This window comes from Dietzia sp. NPDC055877 (genome assembly GCF_053615975.1).
Genome location: NZ_JBSHCV010000011.1, coordinates 75,528 through 94,382 on the forward strand (window position 1 = coordinate 75,528; position 18,855 = coordinate 94,382).

Sequence of the window (18,855 nt, forward strand, 5' to 3'; positions counted from 1 at the left end):
ATCGTCAGCATGCCCCGCCCGTCAGGCCGGGCATCATCGGTGCGAGCCTGTCGGCCATCGTGGTCAGCGCCGCGGCCCCGGCCTCGAATGTGGGGGCCTCGACGGCCATTGCCACCGCCAGATCGCCGCCTGCACCGGGCACCACGCCGAACTGCCGGACGAGATACCCGCCATCGTCGCCCGGCCCCCATCCACCCTTGAAACGGGCCCCTGGGATCCCGCCAAGCCCCCAGCGCTGATCAGATGAGATCTGCGCCATCAGATCCACGACGCGGGCGGAGCCCTCGAGGCATGGCAGTCCCGCCGCGAATCGGGCCTGGTCGACCAGCGACCACCGGGTCTGACCGAAAATCGAGTAGCCGGCGCGGATAGGGACCGACGGCACCTGTGAGACCGTGTCCCCACCTTCTGCCAGAACGGCCATGAGGGTCGAGGCCGCAGATTGCCCCCCGCCGAGAGCGGACCACAGCGATTCAGCGGCCTGGTTGTCCGACGTCGTGATCGTCGACGCCGACCATTCCAACAACTGTGGGTCGGAGCGAGCGACCGCGACGGCGAGCGGCACCTTGATGGTCGACCAGGCGACCCCTGTCTGCCATGTCCCCGCAGCAGTGACCCCTCCGTGGTCGCCAACCGGAGCAACAGCCACTCCGGCCGGGAGAGAGATCGGAGCCACCACCGTCGCGAGCTCGGCATCGACCACATCGGCCGACGGAGCGGGTGTGGGCCCGCCGGTCGCAGAGGGCACCACCGGCGGGGTCTCCGCGAATTCCGCCGGAGCGCCCACTCCACCCTGGACCGGGGCTCCCGTCACGGTGGCCACGGTCTCGGTGACCACCACGGGCTCCCCCGAGCCGCCGGGGCCGGCACAGCCCGCGGAAGCGAGAACTGCGGCCAGGGCGAGCGCCACTGCGCGATTATGGGGCATCAGTAGATGTAGACGACCGCGTTGTTCCCGCCGGTGCACGTGACGACGGCACCGCCGGAGCAGGACATCGTGTATCCGGATCCGGTCACCGGACTGTATGCCCGAACGGTCATGGACCCGCCGTTGCCGCCAGACCCGATGTACTCTCCCCAGACCGATTCGGCGAACTCGCACGAGGTCACTGACGAGCCCACGGCCACGGAGTTATATCCGGCCGACCCGCTGGTCCAGCACTCGTATGCACCCGCCGGCCGACCCGCCGGCGCCGGCCGGGCGGGCTGGACGGGCTGTGCGGGCTGGACGGTCGGTGCCGATTCCCCGCCGGGCTCACCCGCCGACTCAGCGGGCGCGGTCGCCGTCACGGAAACCGTCGAGGTGGCCGCCCCCTCCGAGCTGCCCATGAGACGTGAGGTGACGAAGAACGCCGCGGCGACCAGCAGACCGACCAACAGCGCGACGAGCAGAGTGATCACCACGACCACCGGGGTCGACATCCCCGGCCTGGGCGGCAGTGGCCCGTACCCCTGCGGATTCTGCTGCACGGGACCGAACTCGGACGTGGGCGGGTTGTTGTTCGGCCCACCGGACTGGCCGTTCCACCCCTCCGACGAGTATTGGTTCATGTCGTTGCTCCCTGTCTACGGTCGTGCACCGACCCGGGGACCGGGAGCAGCGCCGTCGATGACCGACCTCTTACGAAAAATGAGCTTATGTCAGCAGGGTATATAGGACATTGCAACTGCCATTTCGGCGGCGGAACTGCGGTCTATCCAGCCGGGCGTCGCGGCCCGGACCAGGACCGATTGTTAGGCTCGGTGCACGCGTTTCCGTTCTGACCAGTCATCCCGGGAGCCATCTGATGCCGATGTTGACGACCCCGTCTCGTGTCGCAGCATGGCGCATCACCGCGTTCGCCATCGCGGTGACGGCCGCCGCGGGGGTGGGACGGGTGGGCTTCTATCAGGAATCCGGTCTCGCGCTCTACTGGCCCGCCGCGGGAGTGATCGTCCTCTGGGCTCTCACCATCAGGTCCAGGATCGAATACGTCGCCTTCGTGGCTCTCACGATGGTGATCCTGTCGATACTCAATCTCCGGACCGGGTTCGAGCTCTCGGAGGCGCTGCTGCTGTCGCTGTCGAACGTGGCGCTGGGCCTGATCACCCGATGGACCTCGCTGGCATTAGTTCCGCTCGGTCGACGTTTCGGGCTGCGGGCCGCGGTGCCCAGCTCGGATCGCTCGCACACGATCATCGCCCGGATGGCGGTCACCTACGACGTGTTCCGACTCTTCGGCGCCGCCTTCGTGGGGGCGTCGCTCGCCTGGGGCGTCACAGCGCTCGGCCTCATCGCCGACGGCAGAAGCCCGACGTTCGTCGACGGCGCGGTCTGGGTGGTCCGGAGCCTGGCCTCCGTCATGCTCATCACCAGTACCGGGCTCGCCCTGATGCATCGTCCCGGATACCGGCGCGAAACCAAGGCCGTCGATACGATTTTCGCGTTCGCCCTCACGATCGTGTTCGCCGCCATCGCACAGGTGATGAGCCCGTATCTCCCGTTGGCGATGATGATCCTGATCCCCCTCTTCTGGAGTGGGGTCCGCTCCACCACGTCGGTGGCCGCGCTGCACGCCGTTTTCACCACGGTGACCCTCCTCGCGATGGTCGCAGGCACCCGTGGCGCCGTGTTCGGACTCGAGTACAGCACGCTGGCGTTGTCGGCCCGCCTGCATCTGATGGTGATCCTGACATTCCTCATCTCCCTGGTGGTGGCCACGGCGGTCAACGAGTTCGTCCGGCTCAACGCCGATCTGACCGCTCTCGCGGACACGGCCGGTCGCCGCGAGACCGCACTGCGGACCGTCACCGAGACGATCCCGGACGCACTGCTGACGGTTGACCAGCACGGCAGGGCCACCCCGCTCAACACGAGCGGCACGACGTTCGTCCGCGCTGACGGTGAAGGGCACCTGCAGCTCGTATCCTGGCCAGGGCACCGTCCCGCAGAACAGCCGGACCTCACTCCCTCAGCGCGCGCGCTCCGCGGTGAGACCGTGGTAGCCGAACCGTTCATCTTCACCGACAGGTCCGGGACACAGCGGACCTTCGAGCTGACCGCCGCGCCGCTGTTGCCGGAGGAGAGTGAAGATTCCGAGCGGGCGCTGCTCCTCATCCGGGACGTCTCGGAGAACCATCGGTTCCTGAGCGAGCTCGAACGACTTGCCAACAGTGACCCGTTGACGGGGCTGCCCAACCGCCGACGCTTCGACAAGGCCCTCGCGGAGCACATCGCCGACCGGGGCCCCACCGGCGGAGTGCTCGTCTTCGACCTGGACGGCTTCAAGAACATCAATGACACCTTCGGTCACGCCTTCGGCGACGGAGTGTTGATCGATATCGCCGGAATCCTCACAGACACGACCGACGACGCCGACGTCCTCACCCGTCTCGGAGGCGATGAGTTCGCCATCCTGGTCCCCGACGGCGACAGAGAACGCCTCGAGTCGCTCGCCACCGCGCTGGTCGACCGGACCCGGGAGTACTCGCGCACCCTGGACGGGGCGGGCCGGGAACTGTCCGTCTCCGTGGGCGGGGTGACGATCGCCTCCGCCATGGCGAGAGGGGTCGCGCCGTTGGTGGCGGCCGACCGGCTCATGTACGACGTCAAATACTCGGGTCGAGACAACATCGTGATCCTCGGCGACCACGATGCGCCGGAGGACCGGATAACCTCGCCGTACGAGTGGAAGGTGCGGCTGGAGAAGGCACTACTCGGCGACGATCTGCAGCTGCACCTCCAGCCGATACTCGACGTCGAATCGGGCCGGATCGTGGGTGCGGAAGCCCTCGTCCGCCTGCTCGACGACGGCCGGGTGGTCCCACCGTCCCAGTTCGTTCCGATCGCGGAACGATCCGGAATCATCACGCAGATGGACATCTGGGTGGTCAGAGAGGCCATCCGCATGATCGCGCGGCTCCGGGAGCTCGACGAGGACCTGTCCATCTGGATCAACTTCTCTGCCCACTCGATCGGCAGCACCGACCTCGAGCGGGTGTTGTTCGAGGAGTCCGACGCGCGCGGTGTTCCGCCGTCCGCGGTGGTGCTCGAGCTCACGGAGACGGCGAAGCTCGACGAAGTAGCGGCAGCTCGGACCTATGCGAAACGCGTGCGCGACCGCGGGTTCCGGCTCGCGATCGATGACTTCGGTACCGGCTTCGGCTCGCTGCTCTACATGAAGATCATGCTCTTCGACTACGTGAAGATCGACGGAGAGTTCATCGCCAACCTTGATTCGTCCGCGACGGACAGGGCGATCGTGCGTTCACTTGTCGATCTGGCCGGCAAGCTCGGCATGGACGTGGTGGCCGAGCACGTGGGCTCGGACGCCGTCCTCGACGTGGTCCGAGACGAGGGGATCCACCTCGCCCAGGGCTTCGGGATCGGCCACCCCTACCCCGAAGCCGAATTCGTGCGCAGATTCCTACAGGGCCGCTGATACCCACACCTCATTCATGTCCCGGGCAGTCCGATACCGCCGGTGGACACCACGACGAGAACGTCCGTCGCCCGGGACAGCCCGACGTAGACGCGCTCGCGCAGGCTGTCCATGCCCGCGTGGTGGTTGCACACCAGGACCACGGCGGGGCGCTCGAGACCCTTGAAGCCCAGGACGTGACCGTAGAAGATGTCCTCGCCGTCCCAGAAGGTCTCCCAGTAGGCGTCGTTTCCCTCCTGCTGGAGTTCCACCTGCATCGGGTGGCGGGATCCGGTGGTCAGCAATGCCACATCACGTGGCTGCCAGCCCCCGTCGAGCAGTCGTATCGCCTCGTCATCCGCCGCGGCGATGAGGTCCCGGCCCTCGGGCACGTCGACGTGCCTCACCGCCGGCCCCGTTCCTCCGCGTAGCTCCATCCGCTGTCCGACAAGCGGCAGGAATTCCGAGGCGATCTGGCGGGTGTTCCGCAGGTTGTGGTCGAGCACCAACGGCACCAGGTCGACGGGCGGGCGACCGGGGCGCTCGAACACGCTCTGACCGGCGTCACCGACGATCATCAGCCGACCGTTCTCCCGGTCCCGGAGTGCGCCGATGACGGGCCGCCACCACTCATCGGCGAAGTCCTGGGCCTCGTCGACGATCACCGCGTCGAACTTCTTGCCCTCGGGCAGCCGGTCGGCGAGCTCCGCCATCAGTCGCGGAAGTTCCACCTCCCACCAGTGCACGGTCTCCTCCGAGCGGACGCGCTCGTCGGGACCGGCGGGCGCGCCCCACTCCACGCCGAGCGCATGGAATTCGCCCACGTAGGCGGGCTGCTCACGCCGACGCCACCCGGCGGTGACGCGCTTGAGGTAACCGGCCAGGCCGTGCGAGTAGCAGATCAGGGCGACCCGCTGCCCCGACCGCGACAGCCGTCGAGCCTGTTCCAGCGCGAGAAAGGTCTTGCCGCTCCCGGCCCCGCCGCGTATCTCCACGCGCGGCAACGCATCGACGGCCCGGAGCAGCACCGACTGTTCGCGGGTGAGGGCATCCGCGATGTCGGCGTTCTCCGAAGCCCTGGCCACCACGTCACGCTGCGGCAGCCCTCGTCCGCCGAGCACCTCCGCGAGACGGTCGACCGTGGCCGGCTCCAGGAACGGTCTGTCCTGGGGACCCGAGTCCCGGGCGAGGCGGTAGGCGATGGTCGCGACGTGATCCAGCTGGCCGCGGTCGGCGATCCGGTTGCGTTGGATCTCGGGAAGAGCGAAATCGTCGGGGATCGAGGCGTTGGGGAACACGAGCATGTGGGTCCAACGCTGATACTGATCCGGCCACCGGGGGTCGGCGCTGACGAAGCCCCGGAGCGCATACAGCGCGTCCCTGCACTGCGTGACCGGATCGATCAGGTACTGCTTGGTGCCGCTCCCCTGCACCCACCGTCCGTCCTCCACCGTGATCTGGCCGGCCTTGACCTCCATCGCGACGATCCCCGCGCCGGGCATCGCGACAAGGATGTCGACTTCGTGTTCCTTCTCGTCCGTGGAGATGCGCTGGCCCACGATGACGAGACTGTCCTCGGACAACTGATTTCTCAGGAGCTCGACGACCGTCTCCTCGGACGGATGACCGTAGACGGGATGAGCGGGAAGGACTCGAGCCATACAACAGGGATACCCCAGCCCTGCCCGGTGGCGCCGTGGCGCCGTGAACTCCTCAGCTACGTCGGGTGGCCCTGACGACGACGTCGTGCACCGTCACCGCACGCCCTCCGGGACCTCGCATCTCGCGCGGCCCCTCCTCCGCGGTGGCGATCACCCAGCGGTCGGCTGTCAGCCGCTCGGCGATCGCGGCCCCGGACGCCGAGGCCTCGGCGGGCGGGGTCGACTCGCCTTCGTGGCCATGCCCGCCGCTTCGGCTGTGGTTGTGGCCGTCGCCATGGCCGTGCCCGTGCCCGTGCCCATGGCCGTGGCCGTGGCCGTGATCTTCCCGGTGCAGATGCCCCACGATGAACAGTGTCCCGCCGGGCTTGACCCAGTCCGCGATCCGCTCGTAGAAGTCGAGCTGCGGCATCGCCGGATGCGCATAGTGGGTGGTGACCAGATCGAAACGAGTCCCAGGCTCCCACGTCGACAGGTCCGCCCGCACCCAGGAGATGCGGTCCCCGGCATCGGTGCCCGCGGCGCGAACGGCTGCCCGCTCGAGCGCTTCGGCGGCGATGTCGGCCGCAGTGACCTGCCATCCCTGCGAAGCCAGCCAGATGGCTTCCGCGCCGGCCCCGCATCCGGCTTCGAGCGCCGACCCCGGGCGCAGCCCCGAGACCTCGCGGATCAGATGCGGATTGGGCGCGCTGCCGGTCATCACCGACGCTCGACCATCATCCTCGCCGCCCGACCAGACGTCGTCCCAGTACTGACGATCGAAGTCGTGTGTCATCGGTGTGCCCCACTTCCCCGTGCCTCGACGGCGCGCTCGAGATCAGCCATGATCAGCATGGCGTTGATGTGCTGCGCCGCCCGGGTGCCCTGCGCGGCCGACAGTCCGACCTGCGCCATGACGTCCGCACAGTTTCCGGCGGCCCAGACTCCGGGTACCGAGGTGGCGCCGAAGTCGTCGACCTTGATGAACGAACCCACCGGGTGATCGTCCACCTCCAGCCCCAGAGCGCCGAAGGAATCGGTCCGGACGTCCAGCCGGGTGCTGACCACCACCGCGTCGAGGTCTGTCACCCCGCCCTCGGCGGTGTCGTCGTCGACCCTGACGCCGACCACGCGCCCACCGTCGGACTCCACCCGCGAGATCTCCCCCTCGACGATCGGGATCCCCAGCGCCTCCATGTTGCGGCGGTCCCCGTCGTCGACCGGTCGGCCGCCGGCGAAGTAGGTGACGCGGGGACTCCACTGGTGGAACATCACGGCCTGGTGACCGGACATCGGGCCGGTCGCCAGGACACCGATCCGCCGGTCGCGGACCTCCCAGCCGTGGCAGTAGGGGCAGTGCAGGACCCCGTTGCCCCACTGCTCGCGCAACCCCGGGATCGCGGGCAGCTCGTCCGCGACGCCGGTCGCGATGAGCAGGGTCCGGGCCGGCAGGACGGTGCCGTCACGCAGGGACACCTCGAAACCGTCACCGACGGCGCGGGCGTCGACAACCTCACCGGCGCGGATCTCGCCGCCGTACCCCTCGACCTCCTCACGGCCGCGCGCGACGAACTCGGACGGGTTCATCCCCTCCCGCGCGAGCAGCCCGTGCACGCCTTCGGCCGGAGCGTTGCGCGGCTCGCCCGCGTCCACCACCGTCACACTGCGGCGAGCGCGCGCCAGTGTGACCGCTCCGCTCAACCCCGCAGCGCCTCCGCCGATCACCACCACATCCCTGGTTTCGTCTCCCCTGCCAGACATAGACACTCCCGTCACCCTGGGCCGCCTGATGCGCGCCGCTCCACTGACAATGGCCCGCGTAGCCAGAATGTGCAAGATCCCTTGCCGGAGTGGCAAACTGTCAGCATGAGCGCCATTGACGACAGGTCAGGCCCCGCCACGGGCGACCCGGACATCCGGACCCTCGACGCGGTGGGACCGCGCCTCAAGCAGTTGAGACAGCGCCGGAACCTCACCCTCTCCGACCTCACCGAACGGACCGGAATCTCCAGCAGCACGCTGTCCCGGCTCGAATCCGGCGGACGCAGGCCCACCCTCGAACTCCTCCTCCCGCTGGCCCGCGCGCACGGCGTCACCCTGGACGAGCTCGTCGACGCCCCGCCCACCGGCGACCCACGCGTGAACATGCGCCCCATCGCGACCGACTACGGCGCGACCGTGATCCCCCTTAGCCGGCGGCCCGGCGGGATCCAGGCCTACAAGTTCGTACTACCGCGGGGAAGGGACGACGACGAGCCGCATATGCATGTGCATGACGGATACGACTGGGTGTTCGTCCTCGACGGGCGCCTCCGGCTGGTCCTGGGTGAGCACGATCTGATCCTCAAGCCCGGCGAAGCCGCCGAGTTCGACACCCGCACCCCGCACTGGTTCGGCGCCACCAGCGCGGGCCCCGTGGAGTTTCTCAGCCTCATCGGCAAGCAGGGCGAACGGGCCCACGTGCGCGCTTCCCCGGCACACTGATCGCGGCCGGGGCGCGGCGATGCGTCAGCCCGACGGATCCACCCCGGATGTGCGCTGCACCACTGCATCCTGACACAATGAACACTGTTCAGGTCGCGCCGCGGCCGCCACGCGTCCAAGGAGTGTCATGAGCATGTCGATCGACAGGGCTCCCGCCCGCAGCGCCACCCGCGATCTCGCGCAGATCGCGGTGTTCGCCGCCCTCATCGTCGTCCTCGGCCTCCCCGGCCAGATCAGCATCGGCTCGGCAGGCGTCCCCATCACCCTCCAGACGCTCGGCGTGATGCTGGCCGGCTCATTGCTCGGCTGGCGGAAGGGAGTGCTCTCGGTTCTCGCCGTGATGGTGATCGGCCTGGCACTGCCCGTGCTCGCCGGCGGCCGCACGACGCTGACGTCCCTTGCCAGCCCGACCGCTGGCTTCCTCATCGGCTGGATCCCCGCGGTCATCGTGATCGGTCTGCTGACCGCCTGGCTCATGCCGCGCTACCGCCTCATCCCGGGCCTGCTCATCAACATCCTCGGCGGCATCGTCGTGATCTACGCCTTCGGTGTGGCCGGCATGCTGCTGCGCACCGACCTCACGATGGGCGCCGCCATCGCCGCGAACGGCGTGTTCCTGCCCGGCGACCTGGCCAAGGCGATCGTCACCGCGGTGGTGGCCCAGCAGGTCCACAAGGCGCGCCCGGGTCTCATCGCGCCGCTGCGGCGACGCCGCCCGGCGGCGGCGTAACGTACCCGGCGTGACCGATCCCAGCTCGCCGCGGCCCGCGTCGTCGAATCAGGCGGAACCGACGGACACCGGGGTCGAGATCCGGTTCAGCGACGTCGGCCACGACTACGGCGACCGCACGGTCCTGTCCGGCGTCGACCTGAGCCTGGCCGAGCGCCGAATCGGGATCGTCGGCGTCAACGGCGGCGGCAAGTCCACCCTGGCGCGGATGATCAACGGACTCGTCGTCCCCACCTCCGGCACCGTCACCGTCGATGGACTCGACACCCGCCGCAAAGGCGCGAAGGTCCGTCGCAAGGTGGGCTTCTGCTTCACGGATCCGGACACCCAGATCGTCATGCCCACGGTGGCGGAGGACGTGGATTTCTCCCTCCGCCGTTCGGGATTGTCGAAGGAGGAGCGACGACGACGCGTCGACCGGGTACTCGACACCTACGGCCTGGCCGGGCACGCCGACCATCCCTGCCATCTGCTCTCCGGCGGCCAGAAACAGCTGCTCGCCCTGGCCGCGGTCCTGGTCATGGAGCCCGCGCTGGTCGTTGCGGACGAGCCCACCACGCTGCTCGACCTACGCAACCGGGCGCTGGTCGCGGAAACGTTCGCCGCCCTGCCCCAGCAGCTGGTCGTGGTCACGCACGACCTGGACCTGGTCGCCGACTTCGACCGCGTTCTTGTGGTCGACGGCGGGCGCGTGGTGATCGACGATTTCCCCGGCCCGGCGCTGGCCGGGTATCGCCGCATCGCGCTGGAGCGCTAGATGTTCGCCACCTACCAGCCGGGGAACTCGCTTCTGCACCGGCTTCCGGCGGGATGGAAGATCCTGCTGGTGTGCCTCCTGATCGTGGCGGTCTCGGTCATGGTCCGCGAGCCCTGGCATGTCCTCCCCGCCCTGGCCATGACGGTGGCGTTGTACGCGATCGGTCGGATCCCGCCGCGCGCCGCATGGGACCAGGTTCGCCCCGTGCTGCCGATGCTCATCGCGATCCTCGCTCTGCAGTGGATCGTCGCCGATCTCGATACCGCCCTTCGCGTGACCGGGGCACTGCTGGTCGCGGTCGCGGTTGCGGGGCTCGTGGCGCTGACGACCCGCGTCTCGGACATGCTCGATGCCGTCACCCGCGCAGCCGGGCCGCTTCGCCACGTCGGCGCCTCCCCGGACCGGGTCGCCCTCGTACTCGTCCTGACGATCCGCGCGATCCCGCTACTGGCTCGGCAGCTACGCCAGGTCACCGAGGCCCGGAAGGCCCGCGGCCTGGGGATGTCGATCCGTGCGCTCGTCGTTCCCACCGTTCTCGGCGCGCTCACCACCGCGGATCAGCTGGGCGATGCGCTGGCCGCGCGCGGCGTCGACGACTGAACCTCCTCGGCCGCCGAGCCTGACCGGTGTCCTTTCACACGAGGCAGGCCTACCGTGGGATGTGACTGAACTCACTGGAAAGGCGACCGGCGGCTCGGAGACCCCGGCCGCCCCGGCTGTCGCCGGACGCATGGAAGGTGGACGTGCGATGTCACTGAACAAGGCGGAAGCAGGGCCCGACAGCTTCGGGGCCCGAGGCGAACTCTCGGTCGGTGGGACCTCCTACGAGATCCACCGGCTCGACCGGATCGAGGGTTCCGGGCGACTCCCGTATTCACTGAAGGTCATGCTCGAGAACCTCGTGCGCAACGAAGACGGACGCCTGGTGACCGCCGCGCAGATCGAGGCGCTCCGCGACTGGCAGCCGGAATCCGAGCGCAATCCCGAGGTCCAGTTCACACCGGCACGTGTGCTCATGCAGGACTTCACCGGCGTGCCCTGCGTGGTCGACCTGGTCGCCATGCGCGACGCGATGACCGAACTCGGCGGGGAGCCGTCCACGATCAATCCGCAGATCCCGGCCGAGCTGGTCATCGACCACTCCGTGATCGCCGATTCGTTCGCCAGGCCCGACTCTTTCGGCATCAACGCCCAACTCGAATTCGAGCGCAACCAGGAGCGGTACCAGCTACTGCGCTGGGGGCAGCAGTCCTTCGACGACTTCCTCGTGGTTCCGCCCGACACCGGCATCTGTCACCAGGTCAACCTCGAGTACCTGTCCCGCGTCGTCTTCACCCGAGAGGGAGCCGGGAAGCGGCAGGCGTATCCGGACACCCTCGTGGGCACCGACTCACACACCCCGATGGTCAACGGTCTGGGAGTGCTGGGCTGGGGTGTCGGCGGCATCGAGGCCGAGGCGGCCATGCTCGGACAGCCCATGAGCATGCTGATCCCCCAGGTCGTCGGTATCCGGCTCAGCGGCGAGCTGCAGGAGGGCACCACCGCGACCGATCTCGTACTCACGGTCGCCGAGCTTCTGCGCGGTCTCGGTGTGGTCGGCAAGTTCGTCGAGTTCTTCGGGCCCGGTGTCGCCAATGTCCCGCTCGCCACGCGAGCCACCATCGGCAACATGAGTCCGGAGTACGGCTCCACGGCCACGATGTTCCCCGTCGACGCCGAGACGCTCGACTACCTGCGCCTGACCGGCCGTGAGGACCACCAGATCGAGCTGGTCGAAGCCTACGCACGCGAGCAGGGCCTGTGGCACGACCCCGACCACGTACCCGATTTCACGCGCGTGGTGGACCTGGACCTGGCGACCGTCGAGCCGTCCATCTCCGGTCCTCGACGCCCCGAGGACCGCATCCCCCTCGGCGACGCCCCCCGGACTGTCCTCGGACTGCTCGCGGGCGAGTACGAGAAGTCCGACTACGACGAAGGCGGCGTCGACGACACGTCGGCCGACTCCTTCCCTGCCTCCGATCCGGTCTCCCCGGGCGCCAAGCCCGGAAGAGACGCGCCTCCCCGGCACCTGTCCGAGGAGCAGCTCACCGCGAACGAGAAGCTCGGTTGGCCGAGCGACCCGACCGAGGTGGTCATCGACGGCACCGAGGCGATCGTCGACCACGGAGACGTGGTGATCGCCGCAATCACCTCGTGCACGAACACGTCCAACCCGTCGGTCATGCTCGGTGCGGCCCTGCTGGCGAAGAAAGCCGTCGAGCGCGGACTGCGGACCCGGCCGTGGGTCAAGACCACCCTCGCGCCGGGCTCACGCGTCGTCACCGACTACTTCGAGCGCTCCGGGCTCACGCCGTATCTCGAGGAGCTCGGATTCCACCTGGTCGGCTACGGCTGCACCACGTGCATCGGAAACTCCGGACCGCTCATCCCCGAGGTCAGCGCCGCCGTCAACGACAAAGACCTCAACGTCTCGTCGGTACTGTCGGGAAACCGCAACTTCGAGGGTCGGATACACCCCGAGGTCAAGATGAACTTCCTCGCCTCCCCGCCGCTGGTGATCGCCTATGCACTCGCCGGCAGTCTGCACACCGACCTCCTCACCGAGCCGCTCGGCAGGAACAACGACGGCGAGGAGGTGTACCTCCGCGACATCTGGCCCAGCAGCGCGGAGATCAAGGAGGCTGTCGAGGCCAACGTCGAGGCGGCGATGTTCACCGAGGGCTACTCGGATGTCTACGCCGGTGACGACAACTGGCGCGGCATGCACATCCATGAGGGGGACGTCTACGACTGGGACGACACGTCCACCTATATCCAGCGGCCGCCGTACTTCGACGGGATGGAGGCCGAGCCGGCACCGATCCGCGACATCGCTGGCGCACGGGTGCTCGCCAAGCTGGGTGATTCGGTGACCACTGACCACATCTCCCCGGCCGGCGCGATCAAACGTGACAGCCCGGCCGGGAGGTATCTCATCGACCAGGGCGTCGACCCGAAGGACTTCAACTCCTACGGTTCGCGCCGCGGCAACCACCACGTGATGATCCGCGGCACGTTCGCGAACATCCGGCTCCGCAACGAGCTCGTCCCGGGTGTCGAGGGCGGCGTCACCAAGCACTGGACCAGCGGCGATCAGATGAGCATCTTCGACGCCGCAATGGCCTACCAGGACGAGGACGTCCCCCTGGTCATTATCGCGGGCGCCGACTACGGCTCCGGTTCCTCCCGTGACTGGGCCGCCAAGGGGACCACCCTGCTCGGCGTCAGAGCGGTACTCGCGGTCTCCTACGAGCGCATCCATCGTTCCAACCTCATCGGGATGGGAGTGCTGCCGCTGCAGTTCCCCGACGGGCAGGACGCGGAGTCGCTGGGACTCACCGGCGACGAGGTGTATTCCGTCACCGGACTGGAAGGTGCCGACGGCGTCCCGGACGAGGTCACGGTCACCGTCGAGAAGGACGGGCAGTCCCGCGAGTTCTCGGCCACCGTGCGGATCGATACCCCGGCCGAGGAGGCGTCCTACGTCAACGGCGGCATCCTGCCCTACGTGGTGCGTCAGCTGCTCCGCGCGTGACCTGAGCCGACCGGCTCCACCGCCGGCCGGCTCCACCGCGGCCCGCGCAGCTCGCTGTCGCGGTTACGTGCCACGTCGTCGTCCCGGGCTGTCGCTCACCCCGCCCGCGCCGCCGGCGCCACGAACTCGAGCGGCGCATCGTGGTGGTTGTGCTCGTACGGGGCGAGAGCCTCGTCAGCGCCGCGAGCCGCGAGCTGGTCCGCATACTGCTCGAGCGGCGTGCGCGGATCGCCGAACTTCTTGCGTGCCTCCGAAGGCGAATAGACGCTCGAGGACTCGGCCGGCAGCCCACGGATATGGCCCGTGAGCACCGGGCCCCCGCGCGGGGCGACCCGTTCGAGGAACCACATCTGTACCCGTGGACTGCGGGCGAGGGCGGCCATCCCGGGCCGGATCACAGCGGTCACGGCGGTGTCGGCGAGCCTCGACTGCCGCACGCCCATGAGCGGCCGCATCCACCGCGGGTACGTGGCGATCACGCCGGAGCGGATCACCGGTCCCAGCACCGCCCGCATCGGTGCCGGCAGCGCGGCGAAGATGGTCCGCATGCCATCGAGGATGAAGTCGATGTTGTGCACCGCGATCTCCGACGAGGCGAGCCGGTCGCGCCAGTCGTCGAAGTACTTCTGGACCTCGCCCCGGGACGTCGGGACGTCGTCGAGGCGGATGGGCTGCACGGCAGCGGCGATCGCGCACTCTCGCCAGTACTCGGTCTCCTCGGCGCGGGAGAGCCTGCCGGGGCCGTACTTCTCGTAGACGTAGAGGATCGAGTGCCAGGCCGTCATGTGGATCCACAGCTGGGAGTCCGGGTCGTTGGAGTCGAATGTCCCGCCGGTCACGGGGTTCGGGCCGTGGGCGCGGGCGTGGACCTTCATGAGGACGTCCGAGGACTTGATCACCGACGCGGCGTCCCCGAACAAGACCGTGGCGAAGTACTGCACGGTCCGGTCGTAGCGCAGTGCGGGCCGCTGGAGCACCTGGCCACTGGCGTCGACCGCCGCGGTGAGATCGGGATCGAGGTGCTCGATGGTGACCGCGCGGATGAAGCCGAGCAAAGCGGAGGTCGGGTACGCCCACACCCGGCGCGCCACCGAATCGGCGGGGAAGAGGCCTTCGTCCGGGCGAAGGTACTGACTCGTCATGGTTGACACCACCCTAGGTTTTGTCCAGACGGTCACGTGACCGTAGCACCGTGGAGTGGTCTACGCCACTACTCGCGCCACTACTCCCACCACTGGCCGGGCCCCCTAGGACTCGGCGGCACCGCGCCGCCAGTAGCCCATGAAAGCCACAGAGCCCTTTGCGATCCCGGCCGCGTCCACGGCGAGCCTGCGCATCGCCTTGACCAGCCCGGCCTCGCCGGCGAGGAACACATACGGGTCGCCCTCCGACACGGCCGTGGCCGGCTGCCACTCACGCTCGGAGGGCCGGTGACCACCCATCACGGTCTCGACGCACCCCGCGCTCAGATCGAGGACGCCCGCCAGGTGACGGAGCACTGCCTCACCGGGCTCACCCGACCGTGCCAGGACAGTGACGAACCCGGGCGCGCCGTCCGCCATCGCGACCACATCACCCTCGGTGGGCACCTCGATCACGATGCTCACCTGGCGCGCAGCCGAGGCGCCGGCATGCTCGGTCCCGGCCGGTCCTGCCGCGAGCTCGTCGGCGATCGCCAGCAATGCGGGCGCGGCGGTCTCGTCCCCCGCGCACACGATGCTTCCTGCCTGTCCGGGCGCCCAGGCGGCCCACGGCGCGTGCCCCCGCCCGGGGCCGGCGATCCGCAGCTCGTCCCCTACCGCGACGCCGCGTGCCCAGCCGGAGCCGGGCCCCTCGTCGTCACCGGGGTGGACAACCATATCGATGGTCAGGGCGGGCACCTGCTCGCCGTCGAGGTCCACCGTGTCGGCCCGCCGCACCGTGTACGTACGCATCCAGCCCCGCTCTGCCTCCGGCAGGGCGAGCCAGGCCCGGATGTCCTCCGGATTTGGAACGACCCCGGGCCCGCCCGGCGGCGGGATGAAGAGCTTGACGTACGCGTCGGCCACGGTTCCCGGGTCCACCACATCGGCGGACCACCTCAGCAGGTCGGGACCGGCCACGACGAGCCGGATGTACGACTGACCCATACGTCGCACGTCGATCACCCGGGTCTCCGAGCACACGATCGGCGCCTCTACAGCCATAGCGGTCATGCTGTCCCCTTCCGTCGGCTCCGTGGCAGCACCACGGGATGTCCCGTCACCGGGTCGGTGATGATGTCTGCGTCGAGGTCGAACACCCTGCGCAGGGTCTCGCGCGTGATCACCTCGTCGGGCGGCCCGGCGGCCACCACGCCGCCCTCGGCGACCGCCACGAGATGATCCGCGACGCGCGCGGCGAGACTGAGCTCGTGCAGGACGGCCACCACGGTTCGCCGTCCGGCACCGGGCTCGCGCGACCCGCCGGGCATCGGCAGATCGTGGACCAGGTCCAACACGTCGAGCTGGTGCGCGAGATCCAGGAACGAGCACGGCTCGTCCAGCAACAAGGTGGGCGTCGACTGGGCCAGCACGAGCGCCACCCAGACGCGCTGCCGCTGCCCGCCGGACAGCTCATCGACCCGGCGATGCGCCAGTCCGGCCGTGTCGGTCAGCGTCAGCGCTTCGGCGACGACCCCCTCGTCGTCGTCACCACCTCCCCACCACCGGCGGTGAGGATGCCGCCCCCGGGCGACCAACTCGGCGACCGTGAGCCCCTCCGGCACCAACGGCGACTGCGGCAGGAACGCCACCGACCGGGCATGCTCGCGCGCCTTGATCCTGGCCAGGTCCCGCCCGGCGACCTCGATCGTTCCCGACATCGGGTGCAGATGGCGGCCCAGCGCGCGCAGGATGGTGGACTTGCCGCAGCCGTTGGCGCCGATGAGGACGGTGGTCCGGCCTGCGGGGATATCGAGGTCGAGATCGCGGATCACCGGGTCTGCGCCGTATCCGAGCGTCAGACCCCGCATGCGGAAAGCGGGCTGTGCCTCCGGCCCGGCCGCGGATGCCGGACGAGAGGATGTCTCTGCGACGGGCGTGGACGTCGGCGCGCGGTCGGCGGTGTTCGCGGGAAGGGTCATCAGACCACCTTTCTCGAGCGCAGGAGGATCCACAGCATGGCGGGGGCGCCGAGTGCGCCGGTCACCACGCCGGTGGGCAGGTCGACGGTGCTCAACGCCTCGGAGGCCACGATGTCGGCTGCCACGACGATCACAGCGCCGACCAGCGCGGCGGTGAGCAGGCGGGGCCGTCCGCGGCCGAGCGCACCGGCGATGGGGGTGGACAGTAGTGCGACGAAGGCGAGCGGCCCCGCTACAGCTGTAGCGGCAGCGGCGAGCATCGTGCCCACCCCGAGGGCCGCGGCGCGGGTCGGCGCGGGGCGTGAGCCCAGGCCCACGGCGAGTTCGGGGCCCAACTCGGCGGGCCGGAGCGCCGAGTGCAGCCACACCCCCGCAGGGATGAGCAGGACCAACGTCGCGGCGAGCCAGGTGATCCGCTGGCCGGAGGCACCGGAGAGCGATCCGACCGTCCACACCGCGGCCTCCTGAGCGCCGCTGAGTGTCAGACGGGCGATGAGCTGGGTGACCACGGCGGTGCCGAGCGCGGCGACGGCCACGCCGCCCAGCAGGAACCGTTGGCCGACGATCCCGGTGTGCCTGCCGGCGGAGGCGGCCAGCACGATCGCCAGCGCCACGCCCGAGCCGACCAGCGCCGCGGGCACGATCGCGATCCCGCGTAGGCCCCACAGGGCCATGCCGGCGACCGCACCGGCCGAGGCCCCGTGCGCGATGCCGAGGATGTCCGGGCTGGCCAGGGGGTTGCCGAGCACGCGGCGGAACAGCGCTCCGGACGCGCCGAACGCGAACCCGGCGAGCGCTCCGAGAACAGCACGCGGAAGCTTGTCCTCCATGACGACGAATGTCGCGCCGGGGATCTGCGCCCCGCCGAGTATCGCCAGGAAGTCGGGGATGGTGACGGTGTAGCGGCCGAGCAGGATCCGCACCGCCATGACGGCGAGGAGTACCACGAGCAGACCGACGACGACACGGAACGCGTGACGCCGTCGGCGCGCGGAGAGCGCGCGGACGATCTGAGCCGTATCGGCGTGCGTCGTCGGCTTGTCGAGTACTGCGGTCACGAGGTGCTCACCCCCTGGCCGGCGCGAAGGAGGGCGATGAGGAACGGGACGCCGATCGCGACGGTCATCACGCCCACCGCGATCTCACCGGGCGGGGCGATGACCCGCCCGGCGGTGTCCGCGATGAGCAGGACGACGGGTCCGACGATCACCGACAGCCCCAGGACCACGCGGTTGCCGACACCCACCAGGCGACGGAGCAGGTGCGGGACGAGCAGTCCGAGGAACGCGATCGGGCCGGCGAGCGCGGTGGCGACCCCGGACAGGATCACCACCCCGGACAGCACGACCGCCCGGCCGGCGGCCGGGCCCACGCCGAGCCCGCGGGCGAGGTCGTCGCCGAGCGCGAGCGCGTCGAGAGTGGCGGCCCCGGCCAGGACCAACACCAGGCCGAGCAGGATGAACGGCAGGGCGGCCCCGATCTCCGGGATCCCGGAGCGGTCCACCGACCCGAGGCCCCAGAAGCGGAAGCGGTCGAGAACTGCGGGCAGGGCGATGACCAGTGACGAGGTCACGGCCGTGCAGCCGGCGGTCACCGCGGCCCCGGCCAGTACGAGACCTGTGCCCGAGTCCGCCCCGAGCCTTCCCGCGCCGGTCACCACCAGTCCGGCGGCGAGGGCGCCCGCAACGGCGAACAGGGAGACGGCCGACGGCGCTGCGGCGGGCGCGAGAGCGAGCCCCAGCACCACTCCGAGCGCGGCGCCGGCGGTGAGGCCGAGCAGCCCCGGGTCACCGAGTGGGTTCCGGGTGGCGCCCTGGAGGCCGGCCCCGGCTACCGCGAGCGCCGCTCCCACGAGGATGGCGGTGATCGTGCGCGGCACCCGTGCGGCCACCACGACCTCGTCCATCGAGGCGTTCGAACCGGGAGCCAGCGCCGCGGCCAGATCGCCGGAGAGCACCTGACCCGGCAGGGCGGTGAGGGCCGACCACACCACCACCGGGTCGACCGTGCGGGCACCGATGAACAGCGACCCCGCGATCGCAACGGCGAGCAACGCCACCGACACCACCGTGCCCACCACTGCCCGACTCGGGCCGTGGTGTGGCGGCCGCGCGGTCACCGGTGTGGTGACCGACGGCGTGGTGGGATCGTCGATGGTGGTCACGTG

At 69.6% G+C, this 18,855-nt stretch carries 16 protein-coding genes; 6 read left to right on the forward strand and 10 right to left on the reverse strand.

Annotated features, from left to right (window positions below):
• Window positions 1-4: 4 nt before the first annotated feature.
• Both ACWGLC_RS12365 and ACWGLC_RS12370 read right to left on the reverse strand, forming a co-directional pair.
• Complete coding sequence (locus tag ACWGLC_RS12365; RefSeq protein WP_452100181.1) at window positions 5-910, reverse strand: hypothetical protein; 906 nt, start codon at window positions 908-910, stop codon at window positions 5-7.
• Between the two features lie 17 nt (window positions 911-927).
• Window positions 928-1,551: a hypothetical protein gene (locus tag ACWGLC_RS12370; protein ID WP_452100182.1), complete on the reverse strand. Its 624-nt coding sequence runs from the start codon at window positions 1,549-1,551 to the stop codon at window positions 928-930.
• A 236-nt stretch (window positions 1,552-1,787) separates the two neighbouring features.
• Between ACWGLC_RS12370 and ACWGLC_RS12375 the strand changes: the two genes are divergently transcribed.
• Entirely contained in the window at window positions 1,788-4,421 is a 2,634-nt protein-coding gene (locus ACWGLC_RS12375) for a putative bifunctional diguanylate cyclase/phosphodiesterase (RefSeq protein ID WP_452100183.1), read from the forward strand.
• A 14-nt stretch (window positions 4,422-4,435) separates the two neighbouring features.
• Here the strand turns inward: ACWGLC_RS12375 and ACWGLC_RS12380 are convergent, their stop codons facing one another.
• From ACWGLC_RS12380 to ACWGLC_RS12390, 3 genes are read right to left on the reverse strand one after another with little or no spacing between them, the layout of a single operon-like run.
• A complete protein-coding gene (locus ACWGLC_RS12380) occupies window positions 4,436-6,061 on the reverse strand; it encodes an NERD domain-containing protein (RefSeq protein WP_452100184.1) in 1,626 nt (541 codons plus the stop codon).
• A gap of 52 nt (window positions 6,062-6,113) precedes the next feature.
• Entirely contained in the window at window positions 6,114-6,833 is a 720-nt protein-coding gene (locus tag ACWGLC_RS12385) for a class I SAM-dependent methyltransferase (protein ID WP_452100185.1), read from the reverse strand.
• On the reverse strand, window positions 6,830-7,798 hold the full coding sequence (locus ACWGLC_RS12390) for an NAD(P)/FAD-dependent oxidoreductase (protein ID WP_452100186.1): 969 nt from the start codon (window positions 7,796-7,798) through the stop codon (window positions 6,830-6,832). Before ACWGLC_RS12390 ends, ACWGLC_RS12385 begins: the two co-directional genes overlap by 4 nt.
• Window positions 7,799-7,903: 105 nt before the next feature.
• Between ACWGLC_RS12390 and ACWGLC_RS12395 the strand changes: the two genes are divergently transcribed.
• The 5 genes from ACWGLC_RS12395 to acnA all read left to right on the forward strand — a co-directional run bounded on the left by ACWGLC_RS12395 (window position 7,904) and on the right by acnA (window position 13,585).
• On the forward strand, window positions 7,904-8,521 hold the full coding sequence (locus ACWGLC_RS12395; RefSeq protein WP_452100187.1) for a helix-turn-helix domain-containing protein: 618 nt from the start codon (window positions 7,904-7,906) through the stop codon (window positions 8,519-8,521).
• Window positions 8,522-8,648: 127 nt separating this feature from the next.
• Window positions 8,649-9,251 carry a biotin transporter BioY gene (locus tag ACWGLC_RS12400; protein ID WP_452100188.1) on the forward strand — a complete coding sequence of 201 codons (603 nt, stop codon included), beginning with the start codon at window positions 8,649-8,651 and terminating at the stop codon, window positions 9,249-9,251.
• Between the two features lie 79 nt (window positions 9,252-9,330).
• Window positions 9,331-10,008, forward strand: coding sequence for an energy-coupling factor ABC transporter ATP-binding protein (locus tag ACWGLC_RS12405; protein WP_452100206.1), 678 nt, complete (start codon window positions 9,331-9,333; stop codon window positions 10,006-10,008).
• Window positions 10,009-10,608 (forward strand): energy-coupling factor transporter transmembrane component T family protein, encoded by a 600-nt coding sequence (locus ACWGLC_RS12410; RefSeq protein ID WP_452100189.1) that lies wholly within the window; start codon window positions 10,009-10,011, stop codon window positions 10,606-10,608.
• Between the two features lie 148 nt (window positions 10,609-10,756).
• Window positions 10,757-13,585: an aconitate hydratase AcnA gene (gene acnA, locus ACWGLC_RS12415; protein ID WP_452100190.1), complete on the forward strand. Its 2,829-nt coding sequence runs from the start codon at window positions 10,757-10,759 to the stop codon at window positions 13,583-13,585.
• 95 nt (window positions 13,586-13,680) lie between these two features.
• Here acnA and ACWGLC_RS12420 read toward each other — a convergent pair whose 3' ends face one another.
• From ACWGLC_RS12420 to ACWGLC_RS12440, 5 genes are all read right to left on the reverse strand, one after another.
• Complete coding sequence (locus ACWGLC_RS12420) at window positions 13,681-14,727, reverse strand: oxygenase MpaB family protein (RefSeq protein WP_452100191.1); 1,047 nt, start codon at window positions 14,725-14,727, stop codon at window positions 13,681-13,683.
• A gap of 105 nt (window positions 14,728-14,832) precedes the next feature.
• On the reverse strand, window positions 14,833-15,780 hold the full coding sequence (locus tag ACWGLC_RS12425; protein WP_452100192.1) for a siderophore-interacting protein: 948 nt from the start codon (window positions 15,778-15,780) through the stop codon (window positions 14,833-14,835).
• Complete coding sequence (locus ACWGLC_RS12430; protein ID WP_452100207.1) at window positions 15,777-16,577, reverse strand: ABC transporter ATP-binding protein; 801 nt, start codon at window positions 16,575-16,577, stop codon at window positions 15,777-15,779. The genes ACWGLC_RS12425 and ACWGLC_RS12430 overlap by 4 nt, the downstream gene beginning before the upstream one ends.
• 110 nt (window positions 16,578-16,687) lie before the next feature.
• Window positions 16,688-17,746, reverse strand: coding sequence for a FecCD family ABC transporter permease (locus tag ACWGLC_RS12435; RefSeq protein ID WP_452100193.1), 1,059 nt, complete (start codon window positions 17,744-17,746; stop codon window positions 16,688-16,690).
• Entirely contained in the window at window positions 17,743-18,852 is a 1,110-nt protein-coding gene (locus ACWGLC_RS12440) for a FecCD family ABC transporter permease (protein WP_452100194.1), read from the reverse strand. The genes ACWGLC_RS12435 and ACWGLC_RS12440 overlap by 4 nt, the downstream gene beginning before the upstream one ends.
• Window positions 18,853-18,855 lie beyond the last annotated feature (3 nt).

What these genes read in the sequence shown, in the direction of transcription:
- acnA (WP_452100190.1), top strand. Translation starts at nt 10,757, where the DNA reads ATGTCACTGAACAAGGCGGAAGCAGGGCCCGACAGCTTCGGGGCCCGA.
- ACWGLC_RS12385 (WP_452100185.1), bottom strand. Translation starts at nt 6,833, where the DNA reads ATGACACACGACTTCGATCGTCAGTACTGGGACGACGTCTGGTCGGGC.
- ACWGLC_RS12375 (WP_452100183.1), top strand. Translation starts at nt 1,788, where the DNA reads ATGCCGATGTTGACGACCCCGTCTCGTGTCGCAGCATGGCGCATCACC.
- ACWGLC_RS12410 (WP_452100189.1), top strand. Translation starts at nt 10,009, where the DNA reads ATGTTCGCCACCTACCAGCCGGGGAACTCGCTTCTGCACCGGCTTCCG.
- ACWGLC_RS12400 (WP_452100188.1), top strand. Translation starts at nt 8,649, where the DNA reads ATGAGCATGTCGATCGACAGGGCTCCCGCCCGCAGCGCCACCCGCGAT.
- ACWGLC_RS12425 (WP_452100192.1), bottom strand. Translation starts at nt 15,780, where the DNA reads ATGACCGCTATGGCTGTAGAGGCGCCGATCGTGTGCTCGGAGACCCGG.
- ACWGLC_RS12380 (WP_452100184.1), bottom strand. Translation starts at nt 6,061, where the DNA reads ATGGCTCGAGTCCTTCCCGCTCATCCCGTCTACGGTCATCCGTCCGAG.
- ACWGLC_RS12420 (WP_452100191.1), bottom strand. Translation starts at nt 14,727, where the DNA reads ATGACGAGTCAGTACCTTCGCCCGGACGAAGGCCTCTTCCCCGCCGAT.
- ACWGLC_RS12395 (WP_452100187.1), top strand. Translation starts at nt 7,904, where the DNA reads ATGAGCGCCATTGACGACAGGTCAGGCCCCGCCACGGGCGACCCGGAC.
- ACWGLC_RS12430 (WP_452100207.1), bottom strand. Translation starts at nt 16,577, where the DNA reads ATGCGGGGTCTGACGCTCGGATACGGCGCAGACCCGGTGATCCGCGAT.
- ACWGLC_RS12390 (WP_452100186.1), bottom strand. Translation starts at nt 7,798, where the DNA reads ATGTCTGGCAGGGGAGACGAAACCAGGGATGTGGTGGTGATCGGCGGA.
- ACWGLC_RS12370 (WP_452100182.1), bottom strand. Translation starts at nt 1,551, where the DNA reads ATGAACCAATACTCGTCGGAGGGGTGGAACGGCCAGTCCGGTGGGCCG.